Annotated in this window: 21 protein-coding genes; 7 read left to right on the top strand and 14 right to left on the bottom strand. The window is 68.0% G+C overall.

Going from position 1 to position 26,994, the window contains the following annotated elements; genetic code table 11:
• Positions 1 to 8 precede the first annotated feature (8 nt).
• The 5 genes from ABFP37_RS07540 to ABFP37_RS07520 form a co-directional block, all read right to left on the bottom strand.
• Entirely contained in the window at positions 9 to 1,457 is a 1,449-nt protein-coding gene (locus ABFP37_RS07540; RefSeq protein WP_347033150.1) for an amidohydrolase family protein, read from the bottom strand.
• Positions 1,458 to 1,516: 59 nt separating this feature from the next.
• Positions 1,517 to 2,326, bottom strand: coding sequence for an aspartate/glutamate racemase family protein (locus tag ABFP37_RS07535; protein ID WP_347033149.1), 810 nt, complete (start codon positions 2,324 to 2,326; stop codon positions 1,517 to 1,519).
• 2 nt (positions 2,327 to 2,328) lie between these two features.
• Positions 2,329 to 3,006, bottom strand: a complete 678-nt coding sequence (locus ABFP37_RS07530) for a GntR family transcriptional regulator (protein WP_347033148.1) — start codon at positions 3,004 to 3,006, stop codon at positions 2,329 to 2,331.
• Positions 3,007 to 3,115: 109 nt separating this feature from the next.
• Positions 3,116 to 4,393 (bottom strand): MFS transporter, encoded by a 1,278-nt coding sequence (locus ABFP37_RS07525; protein WP_347033224.1) that lies wholly within the window; start codon positions 4,391 to 4,393, stop codon positions 3,116 to 3,118.
• Between the two features lie 485 nt (positions 4,394 to 4,878).
• Positions 4,879 to 5,754 carry an amino acid-binding protein gene (locus ABFP37_RS07520; protein WP_078028344.1) on the bottom strand — a complete coding sequence of 292 codons (876 nt, stop codon included), beginning with the start codon at positions 5,752 to 5,754 and terminating at the stop codon, positions 4,879 to 4,881.
• A gap of 199 nt (positions 5,755 to 5,953) precedes the next feature.
• Between ABFP37_RS07520 and ABFP37_RS07515 the strand changes: the two genes are divergently transcribed.
• Together ABFP37_RS07515 and ABFP37_RS07510 are read left to right on the top strand one after the other, a co-directional pair.
• A complete protein-coding gene (locus ABFP37_RS07515; RefSeq protein ID WP_078028343.1) occupies positions 5,954 to 6,907 on the top strand; it encodes an SMP-30/gluconolactonase/LRE family protein in 954 nt (317 codons plus the stop codon).
• A gap of 127 nt (positions 6,908 to 7,034) precedes the next feature.
• Positions 7,035 to 8,087, top strand: a complete 1,053-nt coding sequence (locus tag ABFP37_RS07510; RefSeq protein WP_347033223.1) for an FUSC family protein — start codon at positions 7,035 to 7,037, stop codon at positions 8,085 to 8,087.
• Positions 8,088 to 8,131: 44 nt separating this feature from the next.
• Here ABFP37_RS07510 and ABFP37_RS07505 read toward each other — a convergent pair whose 3' ends face one another.
• The 3 genes from ABFP37_RS07505 to ABFP37_RS07495 all read right to left on the bottom strand — a co-directional run bounded on the left by ABFP37_RS07505 (position 8,132) and on the right by ABFP37_RS07495 (position 12,533).
• Positions 8,132 to 8,593 (bottom strand): hypothetical protein, encoded by a 462-nt coding sequence (locus ABFP37_RS07505; protein ID WP_078028341.1) that lies wholly within the window; start codon positions 8,591 to 8,593, stop codon positions 8,132 to 8,134.
• Positions 8,590 to 11,022 (bottom strand): nitrate reductase, encoded by a 2,433-nt coding sequence (locus ABFP37_RS07500; RefSeq protein WP_347033147.1) that lies wholly within the window; start codon positions 11,020 to 11,022, stop codon positions 8,590 to 8,592. The genes ABFP37_RS07505 and ABFP37_RS07500 overlap by 4 nt, the downstream gene beginning before the upstream one ends.
• A gap of 134 nt (positions 11,023 to 11,156) precedes the next feature.
• Positions 11,157 to 12,533, bottom strand: a complete 1,377-nt coding sequence (locus ABFP37_RS07495; RefSeq protein ID WP_078028339.1) for an aromatic acid/H+ symport family MFS transporter — start codon at positions 12,531 to 12,533, stop codon at positions 11,157 to 11,159.
• Positions 12,534 to 12,729: 196 nt separating this feature from the next.
• On the opposite strand from ABFP37_RS07495, the gene ABFP37_RS07490 reads away from it, so the two are divergent.
• From ABFP37_RS07490 to ABFP37_RS07480, 3 genes are all read left to right on the top strand, one after another.
• A complete protein-coding gene (locus tag ABFP37_RS07490; RefSeq protein ID WP_347033146.1) occupies positions 12,730 to 13,494 on the top strand; it encodes an IclR family transcriptional regulator in 765 nt (254 codons plus the stop codon).
• Positions 13,495 to 13,604: 110 nt separating this feature from the next.
• On the top strand, positions 13,605 to 14,792 hold the full coding sequence (locus ABFP37_RS07485) for a 4-hydroxybenzoate 3-monooxygenase (protein WP_347033145.1): 1,188 nt from the start codon (positions 13,605 to 13,607) through the stop codon (positions 14,790 to 14,792).
• Between the two features lie 227 nt (positions 14,793 to 15,019).
• The gene (locus tag ABFP37_RS07480) at positions 15,020 to 16,051 is read left to right on the top strand and encodes an FAD-dependent monooxygenase (protein WP_347033144.1); all 1,032 of its coding nucleotides are present in this window, start codon (positions 15,020 to 15,022) and stop codon (positions 16,049 to 16,051) included.
• A 138-nt stretch (positions 16,052 to 16,189) separates the two neighbouring features.
• On the opposite strand, the gene ABFP37_RS07475 is transcribed toward ABFP37_RS07480, so the two are convergent.
• The 5 genes from ABFP37_RS07475 to purB all read right to left on the bottom strand — a co-directional run bounded on the left by ABFP37_RS07475 (position 16,190) and on the right by purB (position 24,536).
• Positions 16,190 to 16,609 (bottom strand): hotdog domain-containing protein, encoded by a 420-nt coding sequence (locus ABFP37_RS07475; protein WP_347033222.1) that lies wholly within the window; start codon positions 16,607 to 16,609, stop codon positions 16,190 to 16,192.
• A gap of 113 nt (positions 16,610 to 16,722) precedes the next feature.
• On the bottom strand, positions 16,723 to 17,226 hold the full coding sequence (locus ABFP37_RS07470; protein WP_078028334.1) for a GNAT family N-acetyltransferase: 504 nt from the start codon (positions 17,224 to 17,226) through the stop codon (positions 16,723 to 16,725).
• Between the two features lie 120 nt (positions 17,227 to 17,346).
• Positions 17,347 to 22,212 carry an NAD-glutamate dehydrogenase gene (locus ABFP37_RS07465; RefSeq protein WP_347033143.1) on the bottom strand — a complete coding sequence of 1,622 codons (4,866 nt, stop codon included), beginning with the start codon at positions 22,210 to 22,212 and terminating at the stop codon, positions 17,347 to 17,349.
• A gap of 112 nt (positions 22,213 to 22,324) precedes the next feature.
• Positions 22,325 to 22,990, bottom strand: coding sequence for a histidine phosphatase family protein (locus ABFP37_RS07460; RefSeq protein WP_347033142.1), 666 nt, complete (start codon positions 22,988 to 22,990; stop codon positions 22,325 to 22,327).
• 103 nt (positions 22,991 to 23,093) lie between these two features.
• Positions 23,094 to 24,536: an adenylosuccinate lyase gene (gene purB, locus ABFP37_RS07455; protein ID WP_347033141.1), complete on the bottom strand. Its 1,443-nt coding sequence runs from the start codon at positions 24,534 to 24,536 to the stop codon at positions 23,094 to 23,096.
• Positions 24,537 to 24,733: 197 nt separating this feature from the next.
• On the opposite strand from purB, the gene ABFP37_RS07450 reads away from it, so the two are divergent.
• Positions 24,734 to 25,039, top strand: a complete 306-nt coding sequence (locus ABFP37_RS07450; protein ID WP_078028330.1) for a hypothetical protein — start codon at positions 24,734 to 24,736, stop codon at positions 25,037 to 25,039.
• On the top strand, positions 25,039 to 26,514 hold the full coding sequence (locus ABFP37_RS07445; RefSeq protein ID WP_347033140.1) for a hypothetical protein: 1,476 nt from the start codon (positions 25,039 to 25,041) through the stop codon (positions 26,512 to 26,514). The genes ABFP37_RS07450 and ABFP37_RS07445 overlap by 1 nt, the downstream gene beginning before the upstream one ends.
• A gap of 45 nt (positions 26,515 to 26,559) precedes the next feature.
• Here the strand turns inward: ABFP37_RS07445 and ABFP37_RS07440 are convergent, their stop codons facing one another.
• Positions 26,560 to 26,988: a phage holin family protein gene (locus tag ABFP37_RS07440; protein ID WP_347033139.1), complete on the bottom strand. Its 429-nt coding sequence runs from the start codon at positions 26,986 to 26,988 to the stop codon at positions 26,560 to 26,562.
• Between the last annotated feature and the right edge of the window lie 6 nt (positions 26,989 to 26,994).

Below are 26,994 nucleotides of genomic sequence, written 5' to 3'. Positions count from 1 at the left end.
GGCTGCTCCTACTTTGCTGCGAAGGTTGCGGGAGTGATGGGGGTGGCGCTGGACGGCAGCGGGGCGGCCGCGAGGTGCTCCCGGAATCCGTTCCGGGCCACGAAGCGGCCCGCGGGGCCGGGGTCGTGGAAGCCGTCAGCGTCCAGCACCACCCGCCCGGCGGAGACGACGACGGCGGGCCAGCCGGTCAGCGTCCGGCCGTCGAACGGCGAGAAATCGGTGCCCATGTGCAGTGCACCGCCGTCGACCGTGCGCTGTTCGGCGGGATCGAAAACCACGAGGTCGGCGTCGAAGCCGGCGGCGATGGTCCCCTTGCCGGGAAGGGCGTTGATGCGGGCCGGGCCGGTGCAGAACACCTCCACGAAGTCCTCCACGGAACCGCCCGCGGACGCCATGGCCGTGAACGTGACGGGCATCCGCGTTTCCACGCCCGGCAGGCCGTGCGGCATGGCGCGGATGTCATCCGAGCGCTCCCGTTTCTGCGACAGGTCGTAGCAGGAGTGGTCCGATGAGACGGTGTGGATTGCGCCGTCCGCCAGCCGCTCCTTGAGGGCGGCCACGGTCTCGGGGCTGCGCATGGGCGGGCAGCAGGCGTACCACTCGGGAAATGCCGAGCCGTACACTGTGTCGTCCAGGGTGAGGTAATGCGGGCAGGTCTCGGAGTAGGCCTCCTGGCCGCGGGCCCGGGCCTCAGCGACCAGGTCAACCGCCCCCGGAGTGGACTGGTGGACGAAGTACACGGGTGCCTTGGTGTACTCGGCCATGGCCAGGGTTTCCTTGACCGAGACTTCCTCGGCAAGCTCCGGGCGCGTCCGGTGCAGGTGCTCGATTCCGATCCTGCCGTCGTCGGCGTGCTGCTGCGTGCAGTCGCTGATGATGGGATCGTGTTCGGCGTGGATGTAGGTGAGGCCGTCCAGGCGGACCATCTCGCGCATGACCTTGAGGATGGTGTCCCCGTCCGCCATGGTGGTGCCCCGGTTGGTGGTGTACATCTTGACCGACCGCACGCCCTCCGCGGCCAGCTGCTCCAGCTGCCAGGGCACGGTCTCGTCCCAGCTGACGACGGCGCCGTGCAGGGCGACGTCGCAGCGGGACTCCTGCGCCAGCTCCTTCTTGTGCAGGACGGCCGCAAGCGGTGTCTCCTGGGCGTCCCGCGGGATGCCGAAGTCGATGATGGTGGTGGTGCCGCCCCACAGCGCTGCCGTGGAGGTGGTGCGGTAGTCGTCCAGGGTGCGGAAGCGTCCGGTCACCTGCGCGACGTGGCAGTGGCCGTCCACGCCGCCGGGAATCACCAGCCGGCCCGTTGCGTCCACGGTGCGCGCGGCCGCGGGGACCGGTTCAGCGGCGTCGATGAGCTGTTCGATGCGGCCGTCGCGGATCACGATGTGGGAGTTCTGGCGGCCGAAGCTGTTGACCACCGTGGCGTTGGCAATGACAAGGTCTGGGGTGTTGGACATCGGTGTCCTCCTAAGGGATATAGCCGGTGGGACTGGTGCGAAGTGGCTAGGGGGCGGGGTTAGCGCGACTGGGCCGCGGCGGCCGTCTGCGTGCCCTGGGCGGCCGCGAGGGCGGCGTCGAGGTTTTCCGAGAGGCCCGTGCGGGCCTTGACCGGCGGGGGTGCGAACGCGCCGGCACGGTGCGGCCCGGACTGGAGGCCCACCACGGCCTCCGCCATGCGGATGCCGGCGGAGATGCCGTCCACCACGGGGACCGGAATCTGGCCGCGCAGTTCGCGCGCCAGTCCCGCCAGCGGGGCGCCGGCAAGGATCACGACGTCGGCCCCGTCCTCGGTGACGGCCTGCCGGCTGAGCGCCAGGAGCGTTTCCTTGAAGTCCTGCTGCACGGAGCCGATGGCGTTGAGGCTTTCATTGATGGAGCGGATGGAGGCCAGCCGGCCGCCGAGGCCGAACCGTTCGACGCAGTCGAGGTACCACGGCCGGATCCGGTCCGAGATGGCGATGATGGAGAACCGGTGCCCCTGCAGGGCCGCGGCGCACAATGCCGCCTCGGTGATGCCGATGACGGGAACGTCGGCCAGCTCTTTCAGGGCCGGCATGCCGGGGTCCCCGAAAGCCGCCACCACGACGCCGTCGATCTTTGCGGAGGCCGCGGGGCTGCCGGCGGCTTCCGCGGTGTATTCGGCCATGATCTCGGCGACGGCGCCGGCCGCGATAAGTGATTCGAACCGGGTTTCGATGTATTCCACGCCGTGGCCGGCCGTGCGGACCACCAGTTCCGTGCCCGGGGAGGCTGAGCGCAGGGCCTCCGACTCGATGAGGGCCGTGACGTCGTCGCTGATGTTGGGGTTGATGACGAGCAGTTTCATGATTACTTCCGGTGCAGGGCTGGTTCCGTTTTCCGGAAGTCGTCCGGGAACTGCTCGCGGTACTTGCCGATGTGCGACGCCGACTGGGCGGCGGCGCGGTCGGGATCGCCGCTGGCGATGGCGGCGTACAGCTCGCGGTGTTCCTGGATCAGTTCCGGCAGGTCGCTGACGTGGCGGAACAGCCAGTGCATACGGCCCTGGAGGGGTTCCAGCGCGGATTTGAGAAAGTTGTTGTCGGCGATGGCGGTGATGGCGTCGTGGAATTCGCTGTTGGCACGGTGGGCCTCCATGACGGCGCCCTTGGCGAGGCAGCGGTCCGCCTCGTCGAGCAGGCCTTCCAGGCGGGCCAGGTCATCCGCGGTGGCGCGGGTGGCGGCGAGCCGGCAGGCCAGCACCTCGAGTGACTGCCGGACGTCGAAGAGGTCCTCCACGTCCTTGGGGCTGAGGGTGCTGACCTCGGCGCCGCGTGCGCCGCGGTCGCTGATGAGGCCTTCCATGCGGAGCATTCGCAGCGCTTCCCTGACGGGGAGGCGCGACACGTTGAATTCTGCGGCGAGGTCGCGTTCCACTAGCCGGGTGCCGGGAGCGTAGTGTCCTTCAAATATCCGGGTGCGGAGGGTGTCCCGGACGGCCTCGCGGAGGGGGCGTTCCTTGTCCTGGGTCTCTTCGGCGGTAAGCATGGTGCTCCATTCGGATTCTTCGGTGACATTGCGCTCCCGGCGGGCGGGAGATGGTGCTTGAGGCCTAGCTTAGGGCGGCCGGCCTGGGTGGCTGGCCTGAACGGCTGGCCTAGACGGGAAGCCGCTTGTTGTAGTCCAGGGTCAGGACGGACACGCCCATGATGATGGCGGATCCCACGAAGTACAGCAGCGCCCACGTGTAGGAGCCGGTGGCCCCGACGATCAGGCCGACGGCGATCGGCGTGACGAAGCCGGAGATGTTGCCGCTGAAGTTCATGGCGCCGCCCAGGACGCCGGCGTTGGTCCGGCCGCCGAGGATGGAGGGGATGCTCCAGAACAGGCCCACCCAGCGGAGGAAGAACATGACCACGGAGAGCAGGACAACAGCCGTGGTGGGGTCCGCCACCACGGTGACGCCCACCAGGCCACCGATCACCACGACCGAGGAGATTCCCAGGAGGGTGCGCATGACGCGGTTGGCCGAGGCGCCGGCGGCCCGCCATTTGTCCGCGAGGGTGCCGCCCAGGATTTCCCCGACGAAGCCGGCGCCGAAGATCACGAAGGTGGACCAGCCGATGGTCTTCAGGTCGAAGCCCTTGGCCTGGGCGAGGTAGAGCGGGCCCCAGGTGAGCAGGCCGTAGAACACGCCGTTGAAGCCCAGCCAGCCGAAGCACATGGCCCAGAAGGAACGGAACTTCAGGTAGGGGAGCAGGGCGCGCTTGCCCTTGCTGCCGTCGAGTTCGGCTTCGGCGTCTTCGGCGGCGTGGGAAGCCTCGATGTAGTCGGCCTCGGCGGCGTTGACTGCGCGGTGCTGGCGCGGATTGTCGCGGACGTACCACCAGACTGCGAGTCCCATGAGCACGGTGGCGGCACCGGCGATGACAAACGAACTGCGCCAGCTGCCGGTGGCTGCGATGAGGCCGGCGATGAGGATGCCGCCGAGTCCGGCGCCGAGGGGAGCCCCGGCGTCCAGGATGGTGGCACCGCGGCCGCGCTCCGACTTGTGCATCCAGATGGCGTTCAGCTTGCCGCCGGCCGGCATGACACCGGCTTCGGTGACACCGATCCCGAGCCGGGCGATGAACATGCTCAGGAAGCCGCCGGCCATGCCCGAGGCCGCCGTTGCCACACCCCAGCCGGCGCAGGAGGCTGTCATGACCTTGCGCGGGCCGAACTTGTCGATGAGCAGGCCCACCGGGATCTGCATCAGGGCGTAGGTCCAGAAGAACGCGGAGAGCAGGAGGCCCACGAGCTCCGGGGCCATATTGAATTCCTTTTGGATGATGGGCAGTGCCACGGAGATGGAGCCGCGGTCGATGTAGTTGACGGCAACGAGTACCAGCAGCAGCAGGAAGAGCTTCCAGCGGACGTTGGTGCGCCGTTGCACGCCGTCCTTGCCGGTTTTGCCGCCGGCGGCGGCATCTGTGGTCTGGGCTTCGGTTGTCACGGTTTCAGTATTGGGGAGAGACACAGCTTCTCCTTCACGGGGAAGTTTGCGGACGGGGAAACGATCTTGGGTGGTGCGGAGTGTGCGGCCGCGGGTTGGGCGGCGGGAATCTGTGAGCGATGGCCTGCGGCGGCGTTCCGGAAGCGCCAGGCCGCTCTGTACGGGTCCGTCTAAGCTTGGACTTTTGGGATCCCGTTTTGGGATCCCAAAATCAAAGGTAAGAGTGACGGGCGCCACTGTCAAGGAATTTCCGGAAAGACGCCCTTTGCCGCCGAAACCACCGATTGTGACTGTTGTGCTGCGGACAGACGGCCGCCCGCCCCGTCATCCGGCGGTGCCGGAGGCGGGGCGGGCGGTCCGTGGGAGGCGTCGGGCCGGAATATCGCGAGGAGGCGGGCTTTCGGCGGGTTTCGGCTTTCGGGCGGTTAGCTGCCCGCCGCGGCCGATTCCCTGGTGCCCCCGGGTCCGTCGGGCACGTGCGCGAGGATCTCAGCGAGCTCCGCGAGCCGGTGGGCCCTGGCTGATTCGGCGGGCGTGAACGGTTCGCCGGGGCGGTAGAAGGTGATGGGTCCGTGCCAGGCGGTGGGAATTTTCAGGAGGGTGCCGGCGTCGTTCGTTTCGGCCGTCTGGCGGGCGGTTTCCCCGTCCTCCGTTAGGATCCGGGCGGACAGCAGTTCCGCGACGGCGAGCGGAAGTTCCTGGGGGCTCGCGGCGATCCGTGCCGCCAGGCTCAGCGCCTTCGTCTGCCCGTCGGCCATGGCCAGCGCCGTGGTGGGCCAGACGTGGGCGTGCCTGCCGCCGCCGTCCTTCAATGCCTCAAGGAGCTGGCGTTCGGTCAGCTCGCCGGGTGCGGACAGCACGAATTCGTCCATGACGCCGCCCCGGACCGGATGGACGTGGATGCTGAGGATGTTGGTGTCCAGCAGCGCGAGCGACCGGGTGATTTTCTTCAGGGAACCGGGCTGGTCGCGCAGCACGGTCCGGGCCCGCCACAGGGCGGGGGCCGCACCGAGCCGCCGGCGGTGCCTCAGTGCGGGCGCGTGGAGCCAGCGCCGCAGGATCCGCGCCGCGGACGGTTCAGCCACCCAGATCACCAGGACGGTGGCGGTGAGCGTGAGCACCAGGACCTTGGCCAGATACGGCAGGTGGGTCTGGACCACGAGGGCGTGCACCAGCAGTTCGATAGGGAGCATGACGGCGACGTTCGCCACCGTGAGGCGGGTTTTGGGAGGTTCGGGCATCTGGCCGCAGACCTCGCAGCTTAGTTCAGCCGTGGCAGGGATGGGTGCGTGAGGCTTCATGATGCCAGCCTGCCGGGCAGCTGTTACGGGCGCATTGCCCCCGCGTTCCGATCTCGGGAAGATTTCCGGACCGGCGCCTGAGGCCCGGTCCGCGGCGCTATGGCCAGCCGCTTACCCCCGTACCTACACTGAAAAGACCAGCGTGCGGAGCTCCGTACAACGGCCAGCTCGCACGGAAAAGTCGATTCCGGAGAGCATCATGCCCCTCAGCATAGTTTCAGGAAAAACACGCCGTGCGGCCGCAGGGTTAGCCGCCCTCGCCGCACTCCTGGTCCCGGCCCCCATGGCGTCCGCCGGGCAGGTACAGTCCGGGGACGAATCCTCAGTCATCCTGCTGGACGGAGCCAAGGGCGCCGAAGGCATCGCGGCCGGCGAGGGCAGCACGTTCTACGCGGGCGACCTCGCCACGGGGGACATTTACCGTGGCGACATCCACAAGGACACGGCGAAGAAGTTCATCGATGCACCCGACGGCCGGGTTGCCGTTGGCCTCAAGGCCGATACGCGCAACGACCTGCTGTTCGTTGCCGGCGGACCCACGGGCCAGGCCTACGTCTATGACACGCACACCAAGAAGACGGTCAAGACCTACCAGCTGACGGACAAAGCGGCGTTCATCAACGACGTCGCACTGACCGACGACGGCGCCTGGTTCACCAACTCCCGCCGGGCCGAGCTGTACTTCGTACCGGTGGACGACGACGGCGACCTCGGCGACGTCCGGACGCTCGCGCTCAAGGGCCCCGCGGCCGACCTCTCCGGCGCCTTCAACCTCAACGGCATCGCCTATTCCCGTGACGCACGCAGGCTGGTCGTGGCCCACTCCGCCAACGCGGCCCTGTACACGGTCAGCCCGCGGACCGGGGAAAGCACGAAGATCGACGGCATCACCGTGCCCAACGCCGACGGTGTTGTGGTGAAGGACAGCGTCGTGTGGGTGGTGCAGAACCAGAGCAACCAGGTGAGCCGCATCCGCGTCAACTTCCATGAGTCCACCGGGACGGTGCGGGAGGTCATCACCAGCCCGGACTTCAACGTCCCGACCACGGCCGCCCTCTTCCATGACTCCCTGGCCGTGGTGAACGCGAAATTCGGCGTCGCCAATGCCACCACGTTCGAAGCGGTTGTGGTGGACGCGCACCCGCACCACTAGCCGGAGACACAGGTAACAGCCCTTTCATTCAGAGGGGAGTGCCCGCCAACGTAAGCTGTAAAGCGCACGCCAGCGCCGCCGTCGTCAGTTCCAGACTGCAAACGAAAGGCGCGAATCGACCGTGAAGATGCTGGCCGAGATGTTCACCATTGCCCCGGCAAACAAGGATCATCACGTTGCTGCCCGTTGCGCAATCGGAGTCTTCGTCCCGCTGATCACCCTGGTGCTGCTGGGCCGCCTCGATCTCGCAATCTTCGCTTCCTTCGGCGCGTTCACGGGAATCTACGGCCGCGGCGAGATGCACCGGAAGCGGCTTTTCATCCAGGTCCGGGCCGGTTCGCTCATGCTCGTGGTGATCCTGCTGGCTAGCCTTGTGGCCCGTGCGGTCCAGGCCGGTGGGCTCTCCGGCGCGGCCAGCACGTGGCTCCTGGTGCTGGCCACCACGATCGTCGCCGGTGCCTGCTCGCTGGTCATTGCGCGCTGGCGCCAGCGGCCGGCCGGCTCGCTGTTCCACATCTTCGCCTTTGCCGCGATTGCGTCGATCCCCCACCAGCCGCCGCTGTGGCAGTGCATGCTGGCGGCCGTCGTGACCACCGTCTTCTGCCTCCTGGTGGGGCTGTCCTCGCGTGTGCTCCGGAGCCGCCGGACGCCGTGGGAGATGCCGGAGCCTGCCAGGCTCACCGCGAAGGAGAAACAGGCTGCCCGGCTCGAAGCCGTGGGCTACCTCGCTGCGGCGGGCCTTGCCGGGACGCTGGCAACCCTTGCCGGCCAGTGGCTCGGCTTCGGGCACAACTACTGGGCGATGGTGGCCGCGGTGGTGCCGCTCGTGGGCCGCACCACCCGGCACCGGATCAGCCGCGGCGTCCAGAGAATCATCGGCACGGTGCTGGGCCTGGTACTGCTGGCGGGGATCATCGCGCTCAACCCGGCGCCGTGGCAGATGGTGCTGGTGGTGGCCATCTGCCAGTTGGGGGCCGAGCTCTTCATCGCCCGCAACTACGTCGTTGCCCAGGTCTTCGTGACGCCGCTGGCACTCGTTTCCACGCTGCTGGTCGCACCCGCCGCCCCAGGCATCCTGCTGCGGGACCGGATCGTGGAAACCGTGATCGGCGCGGCGGTGGGCATTGCGGTGGTGCTCGCGCCGTCAGCCTGGGCGCGGCTCCGGCGGCTGCAGCCCTAGCGGACCCCGGCGGGGCCGGGCCCGGCCCGGTCATCCCGCGGTGCTCACTCCGCCACCAGGAGGGCCTGCGGCGCGGCCTGCTTCATCCTCGTCTTGAGCCATCTGATCTGCAGTTCCGAGTCCCCCTCGCACTGTTTCACCACGGCCTGCAGTTCCTTGTCCCTGTCCCCCTGGGCAGCCTGGCCCACCATCATCCAGGTGACGTCGATGTGGTGAACCAGCACGTAGAGGTCCTGCAGGTCCAGCATCAGGGCCAACGGTCCCGAGCGGACCCCCGTCACACCGTTGGCCGTGAGGCGGTGCTCCTCTTCACCCTCCACCTCCTCGCCGTAGCGGTCGATGACCGGCTGCAGGGCCTCCCGGTGGGCGTCGCACTGCTGGGCAAGCGTCTGCAGGATGAAATGGACGTCGGGCTCGTCCCCATGGCCGTCCGCGACCACCCGGAACGACGCGGCGAGTGTCGCCTCCGCCTCGTCCAGCAGGCCAATGTAAACCGGCAATTTCATGGCTGTCCTCCTGTGGCGGGGCGTGATGCCGCGGTGTCCGGCGCCTTCGACGGTCCGTCGCCGGCCCGCAGCCTTTCCACCCGGACGGCCGCATTCTTGAAAACCGGCTGCTTGGACACCGGATCCCATTCGGTGATCGTGAGTTCGTTCGCTGCCCGGGTGGGCCCGGCGGGCGAAGCAGCCGCACCAGGGGAGGCTGAATCGCCGCCCGGTGCGCCGACGTCGGGAGCGTCCCAGTACCCGTAATGGAACGGCGCGAAAACGGTGCCGGGGCGGATGTCGCCGACGCGGACCGGCACTTCGAGCCGGCCGCGGCGCGAGGTCACCCGGACGATGTCCCCCTCCCGGCAGCCCGCGCGCGCCGCGTCCTCGACGGACATTTCAACCCACGGCTCGGGCGCGGCGTCATTCAGCCGGCGGCTGCGCCCGGTCTTGGTGCGAGTGTGGAAGTGGTAGACCGTCCGGCCGGTGGTGTACCGCAGCGGGTAGTCGGCATCGGGCTCCTCGTGCGGGGGACTGTAGTCGAGGGCCTTGAGCCAGGCCCTTCCCGGCTGGACGGTTGCCTTGTAGACGGTCTCGCCGGTCGTGGCGCCGGTGAGAAGATCGTGCCCGTAGGACTCGCAGTACTGCGGGGCGGTGGGAAATTCGCCGTCGGTGTACAGGCGCTCGGTCCCGTCAGGGCGCTCATCGGTGCATGGCCACTGGATGCCGCTGCCGCCGCGCAGCTTTGCGTAGCTCAGGCCGGTGTAGTCGCACGGCCTGCCTCGCGAGCACTCCTTCCAGGCCTCAAAGCCGTCCTCCGGGCCCTTCCAGTCCAGCAGCGGGCGGCCGTCCTTGTCCCTGAAGTCCATCCGGCGCGCGTAGTCGAGGAAGACGTCAAGATCGCTCCTCGCCTCGCCGGGGGGATCCACGGCCTTCTCGGACAGATGGACGGTGCGGTCCACGTTCGTGAAGGTCCCGGTCTTTTCGCCCCAGGCCGCGCAGGGAAGCACGACGTCGGCGTACTGCGCAGTTTCGGACAGGTAGATGTCCTGCACCACCAGGAACAGGCTGTCCTGGCGCAGGATGTCCCTGATCCGGCTCAACTGGGGCATCGACACCGCCGGATTCGTGGCCGAGATCCAGAGCAGCCCGATCGAGCCCTGCTCGGCGTAGCGGAAGATCTGCAGCGCGTGGGTGGGCGGAGCCCAGTGCGGGATGATGGCGGGATCCACGTTCCAGATGCGGGCCAGATCCTGGACGTGCTCGGGGTTCTCCCAATTGCGGAAGGCCGGCAGATCGCCGTCGGCCCCGCATTCCCGGTTGTTCTGGGCCGTCGGCTGGCCGTTCATCTGCAGGATTCCGCGGCCGGGCGAGCCCAGCATCCCGCGGAGCAGGTGCAGGTTGTTCACCTGGCACGCGGACGCCGTGGCGTGGGCCGACTGATAGAAGCCCTGCAGGACGGTGGAGAGGATCCTGTCTTCGGTGCCGAAGATCTCGGCGGCGCGGCGGACGTCCGCGGCCTTCACGCCGCAGGTTTCCGCCACCTTCTCCGGGGTCCACGGATCCACCACGCTGCGGAGCTGCTCCACGTTGGCGGTGTGCCCTGCGATGTAGTCCTCATCGATCCAGCCGTGTGTGAACAGCTCGCGAACCAGCCCGTTCATGAGGGCCAGGTTGGTGCCCGGATGGACGGGCAGGTGCACCTCGGCCCGGCGGGCCACCTCCGTGTCGCGCGGATCGACGCAGACGAGCCGCGGAGGGTTGGGGCCGTCCAGGCGGTCCAGCACGCGGGACCAGAGAACCGTCTGTGTCTCGGCCATGTTGTGGCCGTACAGGAAGATGGCGCTGCACTCGTCGACGTCGGTGTAGCTGCCAGGCTGGCCGTCGGCGCCGAAGGATTCCTTCAGGGCTGCCGCCGCCGTGGCCGTGCACAGCCGCGTGTTGCCGTCCATGTGCGGCGTGCCGATCCCGGCCTTGCCCAGGATTCCCAGGGCGTAGTACTCCTCCAGAAACAGCTGGCCGCTGGTGTAGAAGCCGTGGCTGAGCGGTCCCTTGGCGGCGAGCAGGTCCCTGCTCCGGTCCACGATGCGGGCCATTGCCGTGTCCCAATCCGTTTCCACGAGCTGGCCGTCCACCCGTATCAGCGGCCGGGTCAGGCGGTCCTTGTGCGTCTCGCCCTGCCAGCTGCCGTACAGCCCCTTCGGCCCCAGCCTGCCGCGGTTCACCCGGTCTTCTTTCCGGCCGCGGATGCCTACCATGCGGCCGTCCTTGACCGCGATGTCGCAGCCGCAGCCATTGCTGCACAGGACGCAGGCCGACTGCACCCACCGGTCCACGTCGTCCGCGGCCAGCCCCTCGGCAAGGGCCTGGTCCACGCGCTCCGGCCACGCCTGGCCGGCTCCGTACGGTGTTCGTTCGCCCCAGATGTCAGCAATGCGGTCCGTCATCGGATCACCCTCCAAAAGGTAAGTGCGCTTAGTGTTCACAGCGTACTCGCCGTCCTTGGCGGATTGGCGGCCCGGGAGCGGATCGGTTCCGGCCGGCCGTGCCGCCCGAGGCCCGCCTGACCGGCCGGCGCGGCCTAGGAACGCCCGACGTCGGATGCCTGGCCGGGTGCCGGCGCGATCGCGTGGGGGACGGTCACCAAAGCCAGCACGGCCAGAACGGCTGCGGCGGCGAAAACGTAGAAGCCCCACGGGTAGGCGATGCCGGCCGCCACGAGCGTGCCGGTAACGGCCGGACCCATGATGGCGCCCAGACGCCCCACTCCGGCCGCGAAGCCGAGTGCTGTACCGCGGAGCCGGGCCGGGAAGAGCTGGCTGACCCAGGCGTAGACGAGCACCTGCGAGCTGAAGACGAAGACGCCGGTCACGAATACGGCGGCATTGAGCAGGAATTCGCTCTGGATCTTGACGCTGAGGACCGCCAGGAAGAGCGCGGACAGGCCGAACCAGAGGAGCACGATTTTCTTGGTGCCGTGCCGGTCAGCCAGGATGCCGGCCACGATCAGACCCACCACGGCGCCCACGTTGAGCACCAGCAGCAGCACCAGGCCCGTGCTGACGGTGTACCCGGCGGAGGACATGAGCTGCGGCAGCCAGGTGTTCAGGCCGTAGACCAGCAGGAGCCCCATGAATGATGCCACCGCAATTCCCAGGGCGACGAGCGGATACGGCTTGCGTGTGAGGTCGCGGAAGCCGGCGCGCCCGCCGGACTGGTCGGTGGCCAGCAGCGACGCCGGCGCGGCCTCGGGCTCCGCTGCCGGGACCGCGAAGGGGCGGTGTGCCCGGGCCGCCCCGGCGCGGCGGATCTCTGCTGGTTCGACTTCGGCGCGGCTGACGTCGGCGCCGTCGGTGTCGGCACCGTGCTCGGCATGGACAGGCGGGAGGGTCTCCGGCAGCCGGAACCACAGGAGCGGCACCAGCACCAGGCCGGCGATTCCTCCCACCACGAACATGATGCGCCAGTCCGGCACCACCAGGATGGCGAGGAAGGCGGTGGCGACGGCGCCCACGTGATAGCCGGTCATGGTCCGGGTGGTGGACCTTCCCGCCGTGCCCGTAGGGGCGTAATCGTTCATGTAGGCAAGGGCTGCGGGCAGGCAGGCGCCGAGTCCCACACCCGCGAGGAGCCGGAAGATGCCGAACATGGCAACGTTAGGCGCAAACACCACGGCGATGGTGAACAGGGAGAACCAGGCCACGCAGGCAACAAGCAGCCGGCGGCGTCCGAAGCGGTCCGAGAGCGGTGCGATGAAGAGCGCCCCGATGCCCACGCCCACCAGGGAGATGGTGGCGGCATACGTCGCGCCCACAGCGTCGAAGCCGAGCTCCTGGGTCTTGATCAGGGTGGGAATGACGGTGCCCAGCACCACCAAATCGAATCCGTCCAGCACCATAGCCAGCCAGCAAAGCCATACGGGCCACTGAGAACGGCGGGCTACTGAAAGCGTTGACATGGGAACCTCATTGTTCGGGATTGAGAACTGTTTATGATTGGAGGCCGCTGCGGCCGGACGGCCGGAGTCGCTCCGGAAGCGGAACCAGCCAGCAGCCGGTAGCCAAGCGGACCGCCGGGACTGTGCGACATGAGAGTTGTATCACTCGCGGGTGTAATCTGGGACAGCCAAAACCATTGAACGGAAGCAGGACTTCGTGGCCAATTCAGCGTCCGGCGACTCCGTGGTGGACAGGGTGGTGCGCCTTATTGCGGCCTTTCCGGAGGGCGTCACTGTCCTGCAGCTTTCGGAGCTGGCAGACCGGGCAGGCCTCCCCCTGACCACAGCCCACCGGCTGGTCCGGCAGCTGGCTCACCACGGCCTCCTCGAAGCCGGAGCCGGAGGTTCCGTGCGGCTGGGGCTGCGTCTGTGGGAGCTCGTCAACCGCAATTCGCCGACCCTCGCGCTGCGCCAGGCGGCGATGCCGTTCATGGAGGACATCCAGCACGTGCTCAACCAGAATGTGAACCTGGCGGTGCTGGACGGCTGGGAGGCGCTCTTCGTGGAGCGGCTCTCCCGCCGCGGCTCGGTGGCCAACCGGGCGCAGATCGCCGGCCGCATGGCCGTGCACGTGTCGTCGGCCGGGCTGGCCCTGATGTCCCACCAGCCGCGGTCCGTCCAGGCCAAATACCTGAACCAGTTTGCCGATCCCGCCGGAAAGGTGACCCCGGAGGACCTGCGCGCCCTGCTGGGAGAGGCGGCCCGCCAGGGCTACGCGCAGCTGGCAGGCGTGATCGATCAGGATACCTGGGGGATTGCCGTACCCGTGCTGGACGGCCAGAAACAGGCGGTTGCTGCCCTCGGCGTCGTCGTTCCCCTGCGGGAAATGCGCATGCAGGCGCTGGTGCCGGCATTGCAGACCGCGGCCCGGGGCATCGGACGAAGGCTCAGGGAGTCGGCCGACGATCCGGATTTCCGATGAATGGAATCTTTGTAACGCCGGACACATGCCCCGGCGCACACTGTTAGCCAGAACAACCTTCCGGCCCCGGCCACCAAGCCGAGGGGCCCCGCGACGAAGCGAGGAACATCATGGCAGCACGCAAGATCATCACCACCCAGGTCGCCATCGTGGGCGCCGGCCCGGCGGGACTCATGCTGTCCCACCTGCTGGCTCAGGCCGGCGTCGAGTCCACGGTGATCGAAATCCGAAGCCGCCAGGAGATCTCCGAAACCGTCCGGGCGGGCATCCTGGAACACGGAACCGTCAACATGCTGGTGGACAGCGGCGTCTCCGACCGTGTGTTGCGCGAAGGCGACCGGCACGACGGCATCGAACTGCGCTTCAACGGCGAAAGCCACCGCATCGACTTCAAGGACCTCGTGGGTGAGTCGGTTTGGCTGTATCCGCAGACTGACGTCTTCATGGACCTTGCCGCACGCCGGGAAGCCGACGGCGGCGACGTCCGCTACAGCGTCACGGACACCACCGTCCACGACATCGAGGGCAAGCCCAAAGTCTGGTTCACGGACGCCGACGGCACGGAGTACGAACTGCAAGCCGACTTCGTCGCCGGCGCCGACGGCTCCCGCAGCCACTGCCGCTTCCAGATCCCCGAAGCGCACCGCAAGTGGTACTTCCACGAGTACCCCTTCGCCTGGTTCGGCATCCTGGCCGAGGCGCCCCGCAGCTCGGACGAGCTCATCTACGCCAACTCGGCAAACGGCTTCGCCCTGATCAGTCAGCGCACCGAAACCGTGCAGCGGATGTACTTCCAGTGCGACCCGAACGAGGACGTGAACAACTGGAGCGAGGAGCGGATCTGGGACGCGTTCCGCAGCCGGGTCAATGGCAACGGTTTCGAGCTGAAGGAGGGGCCGGTCATCGACAAGATGGTGCTGAAATTCCGCAGCTTCGTGCACACGCCCATGCGCCACGGCAAACTGTTCCTGGCCGGGGACGCCGCCCACACCGTCCCGCCTACCGGCGCCAAAGGCCTGAACCTCGCCATCCACGACGTCAAGGTGCTGTTCGAGGGCCTGGACAGCTTCTACAAGACCGGTTCGTCGGCGCTCCTCGATTCGTACAGCGACCGCGCGCTCGAGCGGGTGTGGAAGGCGCAGCAGTTCTCCTACTGGATGACCTCCATGCTGCATACCCCGGCGGACGCCGATGATTTCTCCCGGGCACGCCAGCTCGGCGAGCTCAACTCGGTGGTCTCCTCCCGGCACGGGAAGGCCTACCTGGCCGAGGCCTACACGGGCTGGCCCGCGGCCTAGGCTGTCAGCGCCCCCGCCCGCCCCGCAGGACCGGCCCCGCCCCGCACGACCGGCCCCGCCCCGCACGACCGGCCCCGCCCCGCACGACCGGCCCCGCCCCGCACGACCGGCCTTGGTCCGGGCCGGTTAAGCGGGGGGAGGACCGGTCCTGGGGAAACCGAATGAAACCGCACGAAGCCGCCCAAGCCGCCCAAGCGGCCGGCCGCCGTCGGGCTTAACATCGGTCCATGAACGCCATCACCATCGTCGGCGGCGGCATCGCCGGCCTGGCGCTCGTCGCCAGCCTTGACCCGATGCGCTTCGACGTCACGCTCCACGAACAGCGACCGGGCGTGCCGCCGGTGGAGACCTCACTGGCCATGTGGCCTGAAGCGCAGGCTGCCCTGGCGGTACTCGGCGTCCTGCCGGAGATCCGCTCGGCCGGCACCGGGCTCGGCGGCATGGCCCTGCGGGACAGCGCCGGACATTCGTGGGCTGCGCCGGCGGTGCGCGGCGTGCTCGGGGTGTCCCGGGCCGATCTGCTCAGGATCCTCGAGGCGGCCGTGCCCCGCGCCGTGCGCCGGGCGGCGGGCCGGGTGGACGACGTTCCGGCGTCGGGCCCGCTGGCGGCAGGGCTGCTGGTGGGCGCCGACGGTGTCCACAGCGTGGTCCGCAGCGCGTTCTGGGGCAGGCGGGCCGCGGCGAAGCTGACGCCGTACCTCGCTTTGAGGGGTGTCCTCGCCGAGCCCGTCGCCCCGGAGACTGGCGGCGAATACTGGGGCCGCGGGCAGCTGTTCGGCATCACGCCGGCGTCGGGCGGGGGGACCTACTGGTACGCGTCGTTCCGTTCGGGTCTGGGGCCCGCCGGAGTTGACGCCGCCGAGGCGCTGCGGCGGACCCGGGAGCGATTCGCCGGAAGCGCCCCCGCCGTCAGACGGGTTTTGGAAGCAGCCACGCCGGAAACAACCCTCGCCCAGCGGATCTGGACCGTTCCCACCCTCGCCAGCTTTGTCCGGCCCGGCGCTGTGCTGATCGGCGACGCCGCGCACGGCATGACTCCCAACCTTGGACGCGGGGCCTGCGAGGCACTCGTGGACGCCGCGGCGCTGGCCGAACTGCTGAACGCGCAGCCGGTGGCCGAGGCACTCAGGTCCTACAACCGGCAGAGGATTCTCCGGACGCAGCTGCTACGGGTTGCTTCTTCGGCCATGGCTGGCCTGGCGCTCGCCGAACGCGCCCAGCCGCTCCGCGACCGCCTCCTCACGCTCGCCGCCCGCTAGAGTCCGGCAGCCGCCGTCGAACGCACGAGCGGCCCTCCGCCGCTCAACCGGCCTTGGCCGGAGCCGGTCAAGCGGGGCGGGCCGGTCAGGCGGGGCGGGGCCGGTCAGGCGGGGCGGGAGACGGACGACGGCGGCCCGTCAGTCCTGCTCGAGCGTCTCGGTGAGGTGGTGCGTGGGGATGCGGTCGCGGTCGTAGGTGATCTCCGTGTAGCCGTGAGGTTCCGGCTTGCCGTGGGGGCTGAGGTTCACGAAGACGATCTCCTCGATGGTGAGGATGCTCTGGCGGGTGATCATGTTGCGCACCTCGGCCCGCATGGTCAGCGACGTGCGGCCAAAGCGGGTGGCGGTTAGGCCCATCTCGATCAGGTCGCCCTGGACGGCGGAGCTGACGAAGTTGATTTCGGAAATGTACTTGGTGACGGCGCGGCCGTTGCCGAGTTGGAGGATGGCGTAGATCGCGGCTTCCTCGTCGATCCACTTCAGCAGGCTTCCGCCGAACAGCGTGCCGTTGGCGTTGAGATCCTCAGGGCGGACCCACTTGCGGGTGCGGAAGGTGATGTCTGCAGTTTCCATACCGCGAGATTAGCCGACGGCGGCGGCCCGGCTCTGAGTGTGACGGCGCTGCGCCATTCCCGCACCCACCGGCCCTGCCCCGCACCACCGGCCCTGACTCAGGCCATGGCCGTGTGCGCCGCGCTATGGGAATCGATGCTCTTGGCGTAGCAGTACGAGTGCTCAACGCCGATGTACGGGCCGAAGTTGGGCACCTGCTCGAAGCCGGAGTTCTGGTAGAAGTTGCGGCCGTCAGGCTGGGCGGAACCGGCCTCGGCCGTGACGCGGGTGATGCCCTGCGCGAACGCCTCCGCCTCGAGGGCCGCCAGGATCGAGCTGGCCACGCCCGAGCCGCGGGTGTAGGGCAGAACGTACAGGCGTTTGATCTCGGCAGTCTGCGAATCGAGCAGCCGCAGCCCGCCGCAGCCCACCGGCTGCCCGGACCCCTTGTCGTACGCCACCAGGAACACTGCGGTGTCCACTTCTGACGGCTTTGGACCGGGCTCGTGGTCGGCCCGGCCGAATCGGGCATCGAGTTCCGCCTGCTGCGCCGCCCGCAGATCCGCACCCACGGGGTTGGACCAGCTGACTTTCCTGATGTTGAGCCTGGGGTTGGTCTGCATCGCTGCCTCGATTCGCCGAAGGGTTATGCAGGTCAAGCCTAGAATCGCGCCGTTACCGCGGTGTTTCCTGCGGGTAAGGGACTGGAGAACAGTGCACGTTACACGGCGTGCGCCCCGGACCTACCGCCGCACGAGGGTCCGCAGCAGCTTCAGGGCCACGGAGATCGAGTGGATGTCAGTCTGCCCGGGCCTGGTGGCCTCCGCGAACGTGTCCTTGATCCGCGCCAGCTGCTCCTGGTGCCCGCGCTCCCAGGCAACGATCCGCTCGATGGAATCAGCACTTTCGGAGTCAGCGCCTTTCGTCATCTCCATCACCGAAATCGTCATGTCGGCAACGGCTGAATAGACGTCGTCCCGCAGTGCTGCCCGGGCGAGTGCCTCCCACCGGTTCTCCCGGGGAAGAGCCGTGATGCGCAGCAGCAACTTGAGTGCGCCGATCCGCGCAAACACTGTCCAGTACAGGTCCATGATCCGTTCGATGGGTTCATCGATGTGTTCCGATATCAGGGAAATGTCCAGCAGCCCGAAGCTTTCGAGGAGGGCGCCGGCGCGGCGTACCAGGTCAGGGGGCAGCCCGATGCCGTCCCAATGTGCCTGCCGTTCCTCGACGAGGTCGATGCTGTCACCGCGCAGGAAGTCCCGGGTCCTGTTCCGCAGCAGCTCCAGCGTGGGCATAATCCGGGCGAGGGCCTCGGCAACGGGCTGGTCGCGATGGTCGTGGGTGACGTACCAGCGGATTGACCGGTCGAGGATCCGGCGCATGTGCAGGGTCAGCTCTGCGGCGTGTTCGCTGGGTAACACCGGGGGCAGCTCGGCCACCCGGTCCACGAACCACTGCAGGTCGTAGGCTTCACGGGTTGCAACGAATGCCCGGGCAACAGCCGCGGCGGTGGCGGTGGTTTCCTCGATGGTCCGGAAGGCGAAGGTGATTCCGCCGAGGTTGATCATGTCGTTGGCCAGGACGGTGCATATGATCTGCCGGCGCAGCGGGTGGGCATTGAGTTCCGGGCCGAAGCGGTCCGCGAGCTGATGCGGGAAGTAGCTGCGGAGCACCCGTTCGAACCAGGGGTCCTCGGTGACGTTGCTTTCGTTCAGTTCCTTGGCTAGTTCGATCTTCGCGTAGGCCGCCAGCACCGACAGTTCGGGTGTGGTGAGGCCTTTGCCGGTCAGTAGCCGCGCATGGAGCTGTTCTGTGCCGGGCAGTCCTTCCAGGCGCCGGTCGAGGTCGGAAGCGTTCTCCAGCCAGTCCATGGTTCGCTCGAAACCGGGGCTCCAATTCAGGACCAGGGCCCGGTCGTTGAGCAGCAGGGTGTTCTGGTCGTGGTTGTTTTTCAGCACAAGCCGTGCCACTTCGTCCGTGAGCGAGTGCAGGAACGCGGTTCGTTCGGACGCTCCCATCCTGCCTGTGGCGATCATGCGGTCGATGAAGATCTTGATGTTAACCTCATGGTCCGAGCAGTCCACGCCGGCCGAATTGTCGATCGCATCGGTGTTGAGCAGGACGCCGCCCAAGGCGGCTTCAATCCGGCCGAGCTGGGTGACGCCGAGATTGCCGCCCTCGGCAATGATCTTGGCCCGGACCTCGTTGCCGTTAATCCTGATGGGGTCGTTTGCCTTGTCGCCCACATCGCCGTGCGTTTCGGAGGACGCCTTGATGTAGGTTCCGATGCCGCCGTTGTAGATAAGGTCCACGGGCGCGCGCAGGATGGCCTGCAGCAGCTCGGGCGGAGTCATCATCGACGTCGTGCCCTGGAGCCCGAGCGCCGAAATTACCGGGGCGGTGATGGGGATGGACTTTGCGTGGCGTGAATACACGCCGCCGCCCGGGCTGATCAGCGAGGCGTCGTAGTCCGCCCAGGACGATCGTGGAAGCATGAACAGGCGGCGGCGTTCCGCCAGCGAGGCGGCCGCGTCCGGAGTCGGGTCCAGGAAGATGTGCCGGTGGTCGAAGGCTGCCACGAGCCGGATGTGGTCTGACAGGAGCATTCCGTTGCCGAACACGTCGCCGCTCATGTCGCCGATGCCGGCAACCGTGAAATCTTCCTGCTGCGAGTCGATGCCGAGTTCGCTGAAGTGGTGCTTGACGGACTCCCAGGCGCCGCGGGCCGTGATGCCCATCTGCTTATGGTCGTAGCCTGCGGAACCGCCTGAGGCGAAGGCATCGCCGAGCCAGAAGCCGTACTCGAATGCCACGGCGTTGGCCGTATCGGAGAACGCGGCGGTTCCTTTGTCAGCGGCCACCACGAGGTAGTAATCGTCGTCGTCGTGCTTCACCACATTCTCCGGTGAAATGACCCGCCCGGGGGTCCCGCGTGATGGCACCGTTCCGACGTCGGACGTGTCCAGGTTATCCGTGATGTCCAGCAGCCCGCGGGCAAAGTCCTTGTAGCTTTCCTCCCCTTCAGTGAGCCATGCGGTACGGTCAGAGACTGGACTGGGCAGCCTTTTGGGATAGAAACCGCCCTTGGCGCCGGTGGGGACAATCACCGAGTTTTTGACCGTCTGGGCTTTGACGAGGCCAAGGATCTCGGTGCGGAAATCCTCACGCCTGTCCGACCATCTCAGCCCGCCCCGCGCCACGGGTCCGAACCGCAGGTGCACGCCTTCCACGCGGGGTGAATAGACCCAGATCTCAAATTTTGGCCGGGGGTAGGGTGCTCCGGGAATGTCGGACGGCCGGAGCTTGAAGCTCAGGTAGGGCCGGTAGCGGAAGAAGTTGGTGCGGGTTGTCGCCTCTATCAGGTTCAGGAAGGTCCGCAACAATCGGTCCGCATCCAAGGACGGGACGGCGTCGATCGCGTCGGCCACTGCGGAGCGGGCGGCAGCCGTATCCTGGAGCCGCCGGGAGTGACCGAGTTCGGGATCGAACCGGGCATGGAACAGGCTGATTAGTGCGTGGGTGGCGGGCACGTTGGCCAGCAGGGTGTCGGCGATGAAGCCGTAGGTGTAGATGGTTCCCAGTTGCCTCAAGTACTTGGCGTAGCTGCGCAGGATGACCACCTTCCGCCACGTGAGCTCCTCCTGGAGCACCAGGGCGTCGAAGCGGTCAGACTCTTCGTCCCCCCGGACGGCGGCGCTGAAGGCTTCCCCCAGCAGCGCACTGGTCCCGGCCGGGTCAACCCCGGCGGGATACCTGACGCCGAGGTCGTACAGGAACAACTGCCGGCCGTTCCCGCGGATCACGTCGAAGGGCCGTTGGTTCAGCACCTCCAGGCCGAGGTTGTGGAAGAACGGCAGGATCTGCGTCAGGCTCTGGGCGCTTGTGAGGTAGAGCCGGATCCGGGCGTCTTCGGCCAAAGTCGGGGACGTGTCGGTCCGGAAGTAAACAGCCAGCTGCGGATCGTTCAGCGGCCGTCCGCCCGTGCCGTCCAGGTCGAACTGCTCAAACCGCCTGATGTCTTCCACCGCGTCCTCGACTTCGAAGTCGGCCCGGTAGCTGGCGGGGAACGCGGCGGACCACAGCGCCGACAGCCGGCTGGCCTCGGCGGGGGGCAGCCTGTCACGAAGCGCTTCGTCCAGGCCTTCGGCCCAGGTACGCGTTGCGCTGACGATGCTCCGCTCGAGCGAAGCGGGATCGACGTCGGGCATCCCGCCGGCGGGCAGCAGGATCCGGAAGAAAACGCGGGCCATGGGGGATTCACTCAGCCGGACTTCGAATTCGAGCGAGGAGGACCTGAAGGCCTGCTTGAGCTCCTGTTCGATGCGGAGCCGGACGACGGTGCTGTACCTGTGCCGGGGCAGGAACACCAAGGCGGACACGAAGCGGCCGTAGCTGTCAGAGCGCAGGAACACGCGCGTCTGGTGGTGGGCCTGCAGGAGCAGGATCTCACGGGAGAGCCGGGCCAGTTCGTCCAGGCTCAGGTGGAACAGCTCGTCCAAGGGGAAGGACTCGAGGACGGCCAGCAGCTGCCTGCCGGGATGGGAGACCTCGGTGAAGCCGAAGCGTTCCTGAACTGCACGCACCTTGTCCCGGATGACAGGGATGCGCCGCACGGACCGGCCGGTGGCCCCCGGGGCGAACAGTCCCACGAAGCGAATCTCACCCGTGGGCTGCCCTTCGCTGTCGAAGGTCCGAACGAGGATTTCATCCAGGTACGCCGGGCGGGGGACGGACGATCTCACGTCCGACGTGGCGAGCGTGAGAACCTGCGAATGCGGAAGCCCGGTGACCGGCTGGCTGGCTTCGGGCCGGTCGTCCCTGAGCAGTCCAAGCCCCGTGCCGGGCCGCAGCTTTACGCTGTCCGGACCGCCCGCCGTCGGGTATTCATATTCGGTGTAGCCCAAAAGCATGAAGTTTCCGCGGTCCAGCCAGCCCAGGAGCTCACCGAGCTGCTCCGGAGTCGGAGCCGAACCGGCAGGCAACCGGTCCAGCGAGCCGATCGCATGCCCGAGCCGGGCGTGGATGGCGGGAGCGTCATCGGCGACCACCTGAACGTCAGCCAGGACCCGCCGCACATTATCCATGAGTTCCTTGATGGCGCGTGTCCCCGGCAGCCGGCCGATCTCTGCCGCCACCCAGGTTTCGGACAGCCACCCCGGTGGGTCCTCGGCGGACGCAGTGTTGCCTGCCGTACCCGCCATTCCCGCCGTAGGTCCGGACTGCGACGACGCACGCCGGGCCTCCAGCAACACGTGAGTCCCCGGATCCCGCCGCACCAGGAAAGTGGGATGGACCAGCAACCGGATGGACTCGTTTTCGCGGGTCAGCTCGGCCGTGAGGGAATGGAGCAGGTGCGGCATGGCGTCTGCAACCACCAGCAGGACGCTGGCATCGCTTTCGTTCAAGACGTCGACGCCCGCTGTGCCTGCCGGACGGGTGTTCGCCAGTCCCGCATGGAACATGGCCCTCTGCTCCAGGTCCTCGGGACTGTAGCTCTGAAGGTCCTCGGGCGCTACGTGCTCGTAGTAGTCCGCCAGGAACGTGTCTCCGGGCTTGAAGGATCCGGCGGCAGCGGCTTGACCCCGCGGCACGGTTTCGCGTGACATGCCTGTACGCCTCCAGTGCGGGGGATGCCACCGCGGGTCGCGGTTGCCGGTCCGGTCCCCACGCCTGCTTTCATCATGGCCGCCCTCTCGGGGGACGTCCAGTGCCGTGCAGCTAGCCGGCGGACCGGCCCATCGGATCCTCCGCCGTGGGGTCGGCCAGGGCCAGGCCGCCCACCGGGCTGGCGTCCCAGTGGATCAGCTGCCAGCCGGCGTCGGGATCGCCCTCCAGCGCCACGATGCCGGTGTTGGCCAAAATGTGCTTGGCGGCAAACTCCATGTCGATGTTCCCTGCCCGGCGGGCTGCCCAGACGCGGATGGCGGCGCCGTGGCTGACGACGGCGACTGCGCCCGCGTCCGGGGACCCGGCTGCCACCTTGGCGATGGCGGCGTCGTAGCGCTCAAAGAACTCGTTTCCGTCGGGGCCGGCGGGCATCCGCCGGTCGAGGTCCCCGTCGGCCCAGGCAAAGACTGTCGTCATGTACCGGCGGTGCGACTCGTGGTCGGTGAGCTTTTCGAGGGCACCTGCCTCGATTTCGTGGATCCCGTCCAGCACCGTGACGTCCAGCCCGAGTGCACGGCCCAGGGGCCTGGCGGTGACCTGGGTCCGGAGCAGGATGGAGGCATACAGTGCGCTGATCGGCTCGTTCACGAGCGCCCTCGGCAGGGCCTCGGCCTGGCGTTCGCCCAGCTCGGTCAGGCCGGGGCCGGGGTGGGCCGTGTCCAGCTGACCCAGCACGTTTCCGGGAGTCTCTCCGTGGCGGATGAGTAGGAGCCTCATGGTTCGCAGTCCTTTTCGTCGTCGGAAGGTGAGCGGGACTTCGCGGAAAGTGCCCGGAAACGGAAGCGGTGCCGGGCAGCGAAGCCCGGCACCGCCGTCGTGCTTATTTCAGGTGGTCCACCAGCTGGTCGGCGATGCCCGTGTACTTCCCGGGCGTCAGGGCCAGCAGCCGGGCTTCCGCCTCCGGCGAGAGCCCCAGCCCCTGGACGAACTCCTGCATGCGGGCGCCGTCCACGCGCTGGCCGCGCGTGAGGTCCTTGAGCCGCTCGTAGGGGTTCTCCATGCCTTCGACGCCGGCAATCGCCTCGGCGCGCATGACCATCTGGATCGCTTCGCCCAGGACTTCCCAGTTGGTGTCGAGGTCGCCGGCGAGGACGTCCTCGGCGACGTCAAGGCGGTCCAGGCCCTTGGCCACGTTGGAGATCGCGAGCAGCGAGTGGCCGAACGCCACGCCGATGTTGCGCTGGCTGGAGGAGTCCGTGAGGTCGCGCTGCCACCGGGAGGTGACCAGCGTGGAGCCCAGCACGTCCAGGAGCCCGGAGGAGATTTCCAGGTTGGCCTCGGCGTTTTCGAAGCGGATCGGGTTGACCTTGTGCGGCATCGTAGAGGAACCGGTGGCGCCGGCCACGGGGATCTGCGCGAAGTAGCCGATCGAGATGTAGCTCCAGATGTCCGTGCAGACGTTGTGCAGGATCCGGTTGAAGCGGGCCACGTCGGCGTACAGCTCGGCCTGCCAGTCGTGGCTTTCGATCTGCGTGGTCAGTGGGTTCCAGGTCAGGCCCAGGCCCTCGACGAACGACTTCGAGACCTGCTGCCAGTCGGCGCCCGGGACGGAGGCCACATGGGCGGCGTAGGTGCCGGTGGCGCCGTTGATTTTGCCGAGGTATTCGGTCTTGGCAATGCGGTCCAGCTGCCGTGTGAGGCGGTGGGCGATGACGGCGAGTTCCTTGCCCAGTGTGGTCGGCGTGGCGGGCTGGCCGTGCGTGCGGGAGAGCATGGGCACGGAGCGGTTGTCCTCGGCCATTTTGCCGATCTGGGCCACGAGCGCCCTGGCCGCGGGCAGCCACACGTCCTCCACAGCACCCTTGACACCCAGGGCGTAGGAAAGGTTGTTGATGTCTTCCGAGGTGCAGCCAAAGTGCACCATGGCGGTCAGGCGTTCAATGCCGATCGCCGGCAGCCGGCGGCCGATGTAGTACTCCACGGCCTTCACGTCGTGGACTGTCACGGCCTCGATTTCGGCGAGCTCCGAGACGGATGCGGCGTCGAATTCGGTGACGATCGTGCGGAGCTGATCCTGCTGCTCCGGGGTGAGCGGGCCGGCGCCGGGGAGAACGTTGTTGCTGGTCAGGTGGATGAGCCACTCCACTTCGACGGCGACGCGGTCCCGGTTGAGGGCGGCCTCGGACAGGTAGTCCACGAGGGGCGCGACGGCTGGCTGGTAGCGGCCGTCCAGCGGGCCGAGCGCAATCTTTTCCGGCGACGCGGCGAGGGCCAGGCGTCCGGAGGGCGTACGGGTATCAGCTGTGGCGGCAGTTTCAGGCATGCCCTGATTCTTTCATGAACTCCTGCGACCGCTGAAGCGCGCGGTGGGTTGTGACTTCTCCCCAACAGCCTGTGCCGGAAGCACCTGTCCACATAGCCGACGGCGGCCGTTCCGGAGCGCGGCCGGGATCCGTAGCGTCGTGGGCGGGAGGGAAAAGCGGGGATGCCGGATGCGGCAGAAAGAAGAGGAGTAACGGGATGAATGCCAGCGTCACCGCGGCTGACGCCGCGGCGTGTTCGTCACGCAGGTTTGAAGTCCATTTGTTGGCGGAGCGGGTGGAGGCGTGCGCGGCACGGATTGAGGATGTGCTTTCACGGCTCTCGCGGTTGCAGCTCGCGGACTGGCAGTCGCCGGCGGGCAGGGCATTCCGGGTCAGCGCGGGGCTGCAGGCCGCAGCCCTGCGCCGGGCCGGGGAGCAGATGGACTCGGCCGCCGGGTCCGTGCGACGGCACGCCAACAATGTGCCTCTGTCCCCGCCATGGACCGCGGCTGGCGGTTTCTGATGGCCGAACTAACGCCCTCCGGCAGCGGGGGCCCGCTGCGGCCGGTCGAGCCGGCCGCGGACGCATTCCTTTCGGTGCGCGGCGGTGTCGGCGGAATCGCGTTCCAGCTGGAGGAGCTCGCGGCGGGAGCCATCGGGCTGGACGGCCTCGTCCGGGACCTGGCTTCAGTCGAGCTTGATGCCCACAGGGTCTGGACGGAACTGGGCCCGTACCAGAACGATCCGCCGTCCAGCGGGACGGAAGCAGTCACGTCCGTCTGGGAAGGGCGGCGTGCGGTCGCGGCCGTGCGTGAGGAACTGCAGGACATCGCAAGCCACGTTCAGGCATGCCAGCGGGACTATGAAGCTGCCGAACAGCGAAGCCTGGCCGGGCTCCGCTCCGGCACCGACGGCCTCAGGCTCCTGCCGGCCCAGCTCATGGATCTGCATCTCGGCGGACTTGGCGACCCTCTCCGCGCGGACTTCAGCAGGCTGCTGAACCGGGACAGCATGGAGGAGGTGACGGGCAACTACCCGCTCATCCTTGGCCTGCTGGGGCTGAATGCCCCCGCCGTCATGGGGGCCGTCACCATGGCGGCGGCCACCGGGATGAGGGGCTCAGGCGTCCCCGATGTCATCCGGATGCTTGCCGGCGGTGTGATGCCGCAACTCACGCCCCGCCCAGTCACCGCAACGGCATCGCCCAGTGCGGAGATCACCCTCGATGCCTCCCCGGCCGGCCTTTTGGCCAGGGCTGAGGCCGTGGCCGACGACGGCCGCGGCAAGATCGAGGTCATCAGGACGGAACACGGCGGCCGGGAGGCTTTCATCGTCATCGTTCCGGGCACGCAGCCTGGTGACGCAGGCGGCCCGAACCCCTTCGATGAATACGGCATCGCCGAAGGCCTGGGATACGGCTCCGCATCCACGGGTGCGGCGATCCGGGAGGCGCTGCGGCAGGCCGGTGCGGAGGCCGGAGCCCAGGTGGTGGCGGTTGGCTACAGCCAGGGCGGAATCCACGCCATGAACCTGAGCCGGGACAAGGCTTTCCTCACGGAATACGACCTCAAGTATGTGCTGACGGCAGGATCACCGGTGGGCGGCTTCAATCCCGGGGCCGGGATCAGCAGCCTGCATCTGGAGCATCGTCAGGACTGGGTTCCGGGAGCGGACGGGGTCCCCAGCCCGGACACCCGCGACCGCGTCACAGTCACACTCCAAAACCGTGTGCTGACGCCAGTGGGGCAGGACCCAGGTCTGGGACCCGGCCACAGGCTGGCCAACTATGAAGCCGGGGCCCGGGCCGTCTCGGCGAGCGGCGACCCGTCCCTCGTCGCGTCCACGGCCGCGCTTGCCGGCGTGGTGGGCGCCGGGGGAGCGGCCACGGCCACGCGTTTTCAGCTGGTTCGCGCACCGAAGGCGCAGGAACCCGGGCGGCGGTCCGAGGACCAGCGACCGGCCAGGCCAGCGGACATCAGGCCGGCCGGCGGCCGATGAACGGCGCCATGCCGGTCTTCCCCTTACCTGTCTTGGCGGCGGCTCTTACCGGCGGCGGGCGCCCGGAATCCTGTCCGCCACGAGGGAAATGATGGTGATGATGATGGCAGCCAGCACGGCCGTCCAGAAGAAGGAGTCGATGGTGAAATGCACCGGCGTGTAGCTGCTGATCCAGGAGGTCAGGTAGAGCATGGCCGCGTTGATCACGATGGTGAACAGGCCCAGGGTGAGGATGGTGATAGGGAGGGACAGGAAACTGACCACAGGCCGCACGAAGGCGTTCACCACGCCGAAAATAAGGCCGATGAACAGGTAGGCCAGGACGACGCCGACGGCATCGGTTCCCTGGCTGAGACCCGACTTCGCCACTGCCTCGGTGGTGGCCGACGTCGAGATGTCCAGCCCGGGCAGAATCCAGCTGGCAACCCACAGCGCCAGGCCGTTGATGATGACGCGCACGATGAGAGACCGCATGCGCCC

Source organism: Burkholderia sp. RS01 (assembly GCF_039748055.1).
In the GTDB taxonomy this organism is placed as follows: domain Bacteria; phylum Actinomycetota; class Actinomycetes; order Actinomycetales; family Micrococcaceae; genus Arthrobacter.
Note: the sequence above shows the minus strand (reverse complement) of the source record. Positions and strands in the feature narration are given on the sequence as shown.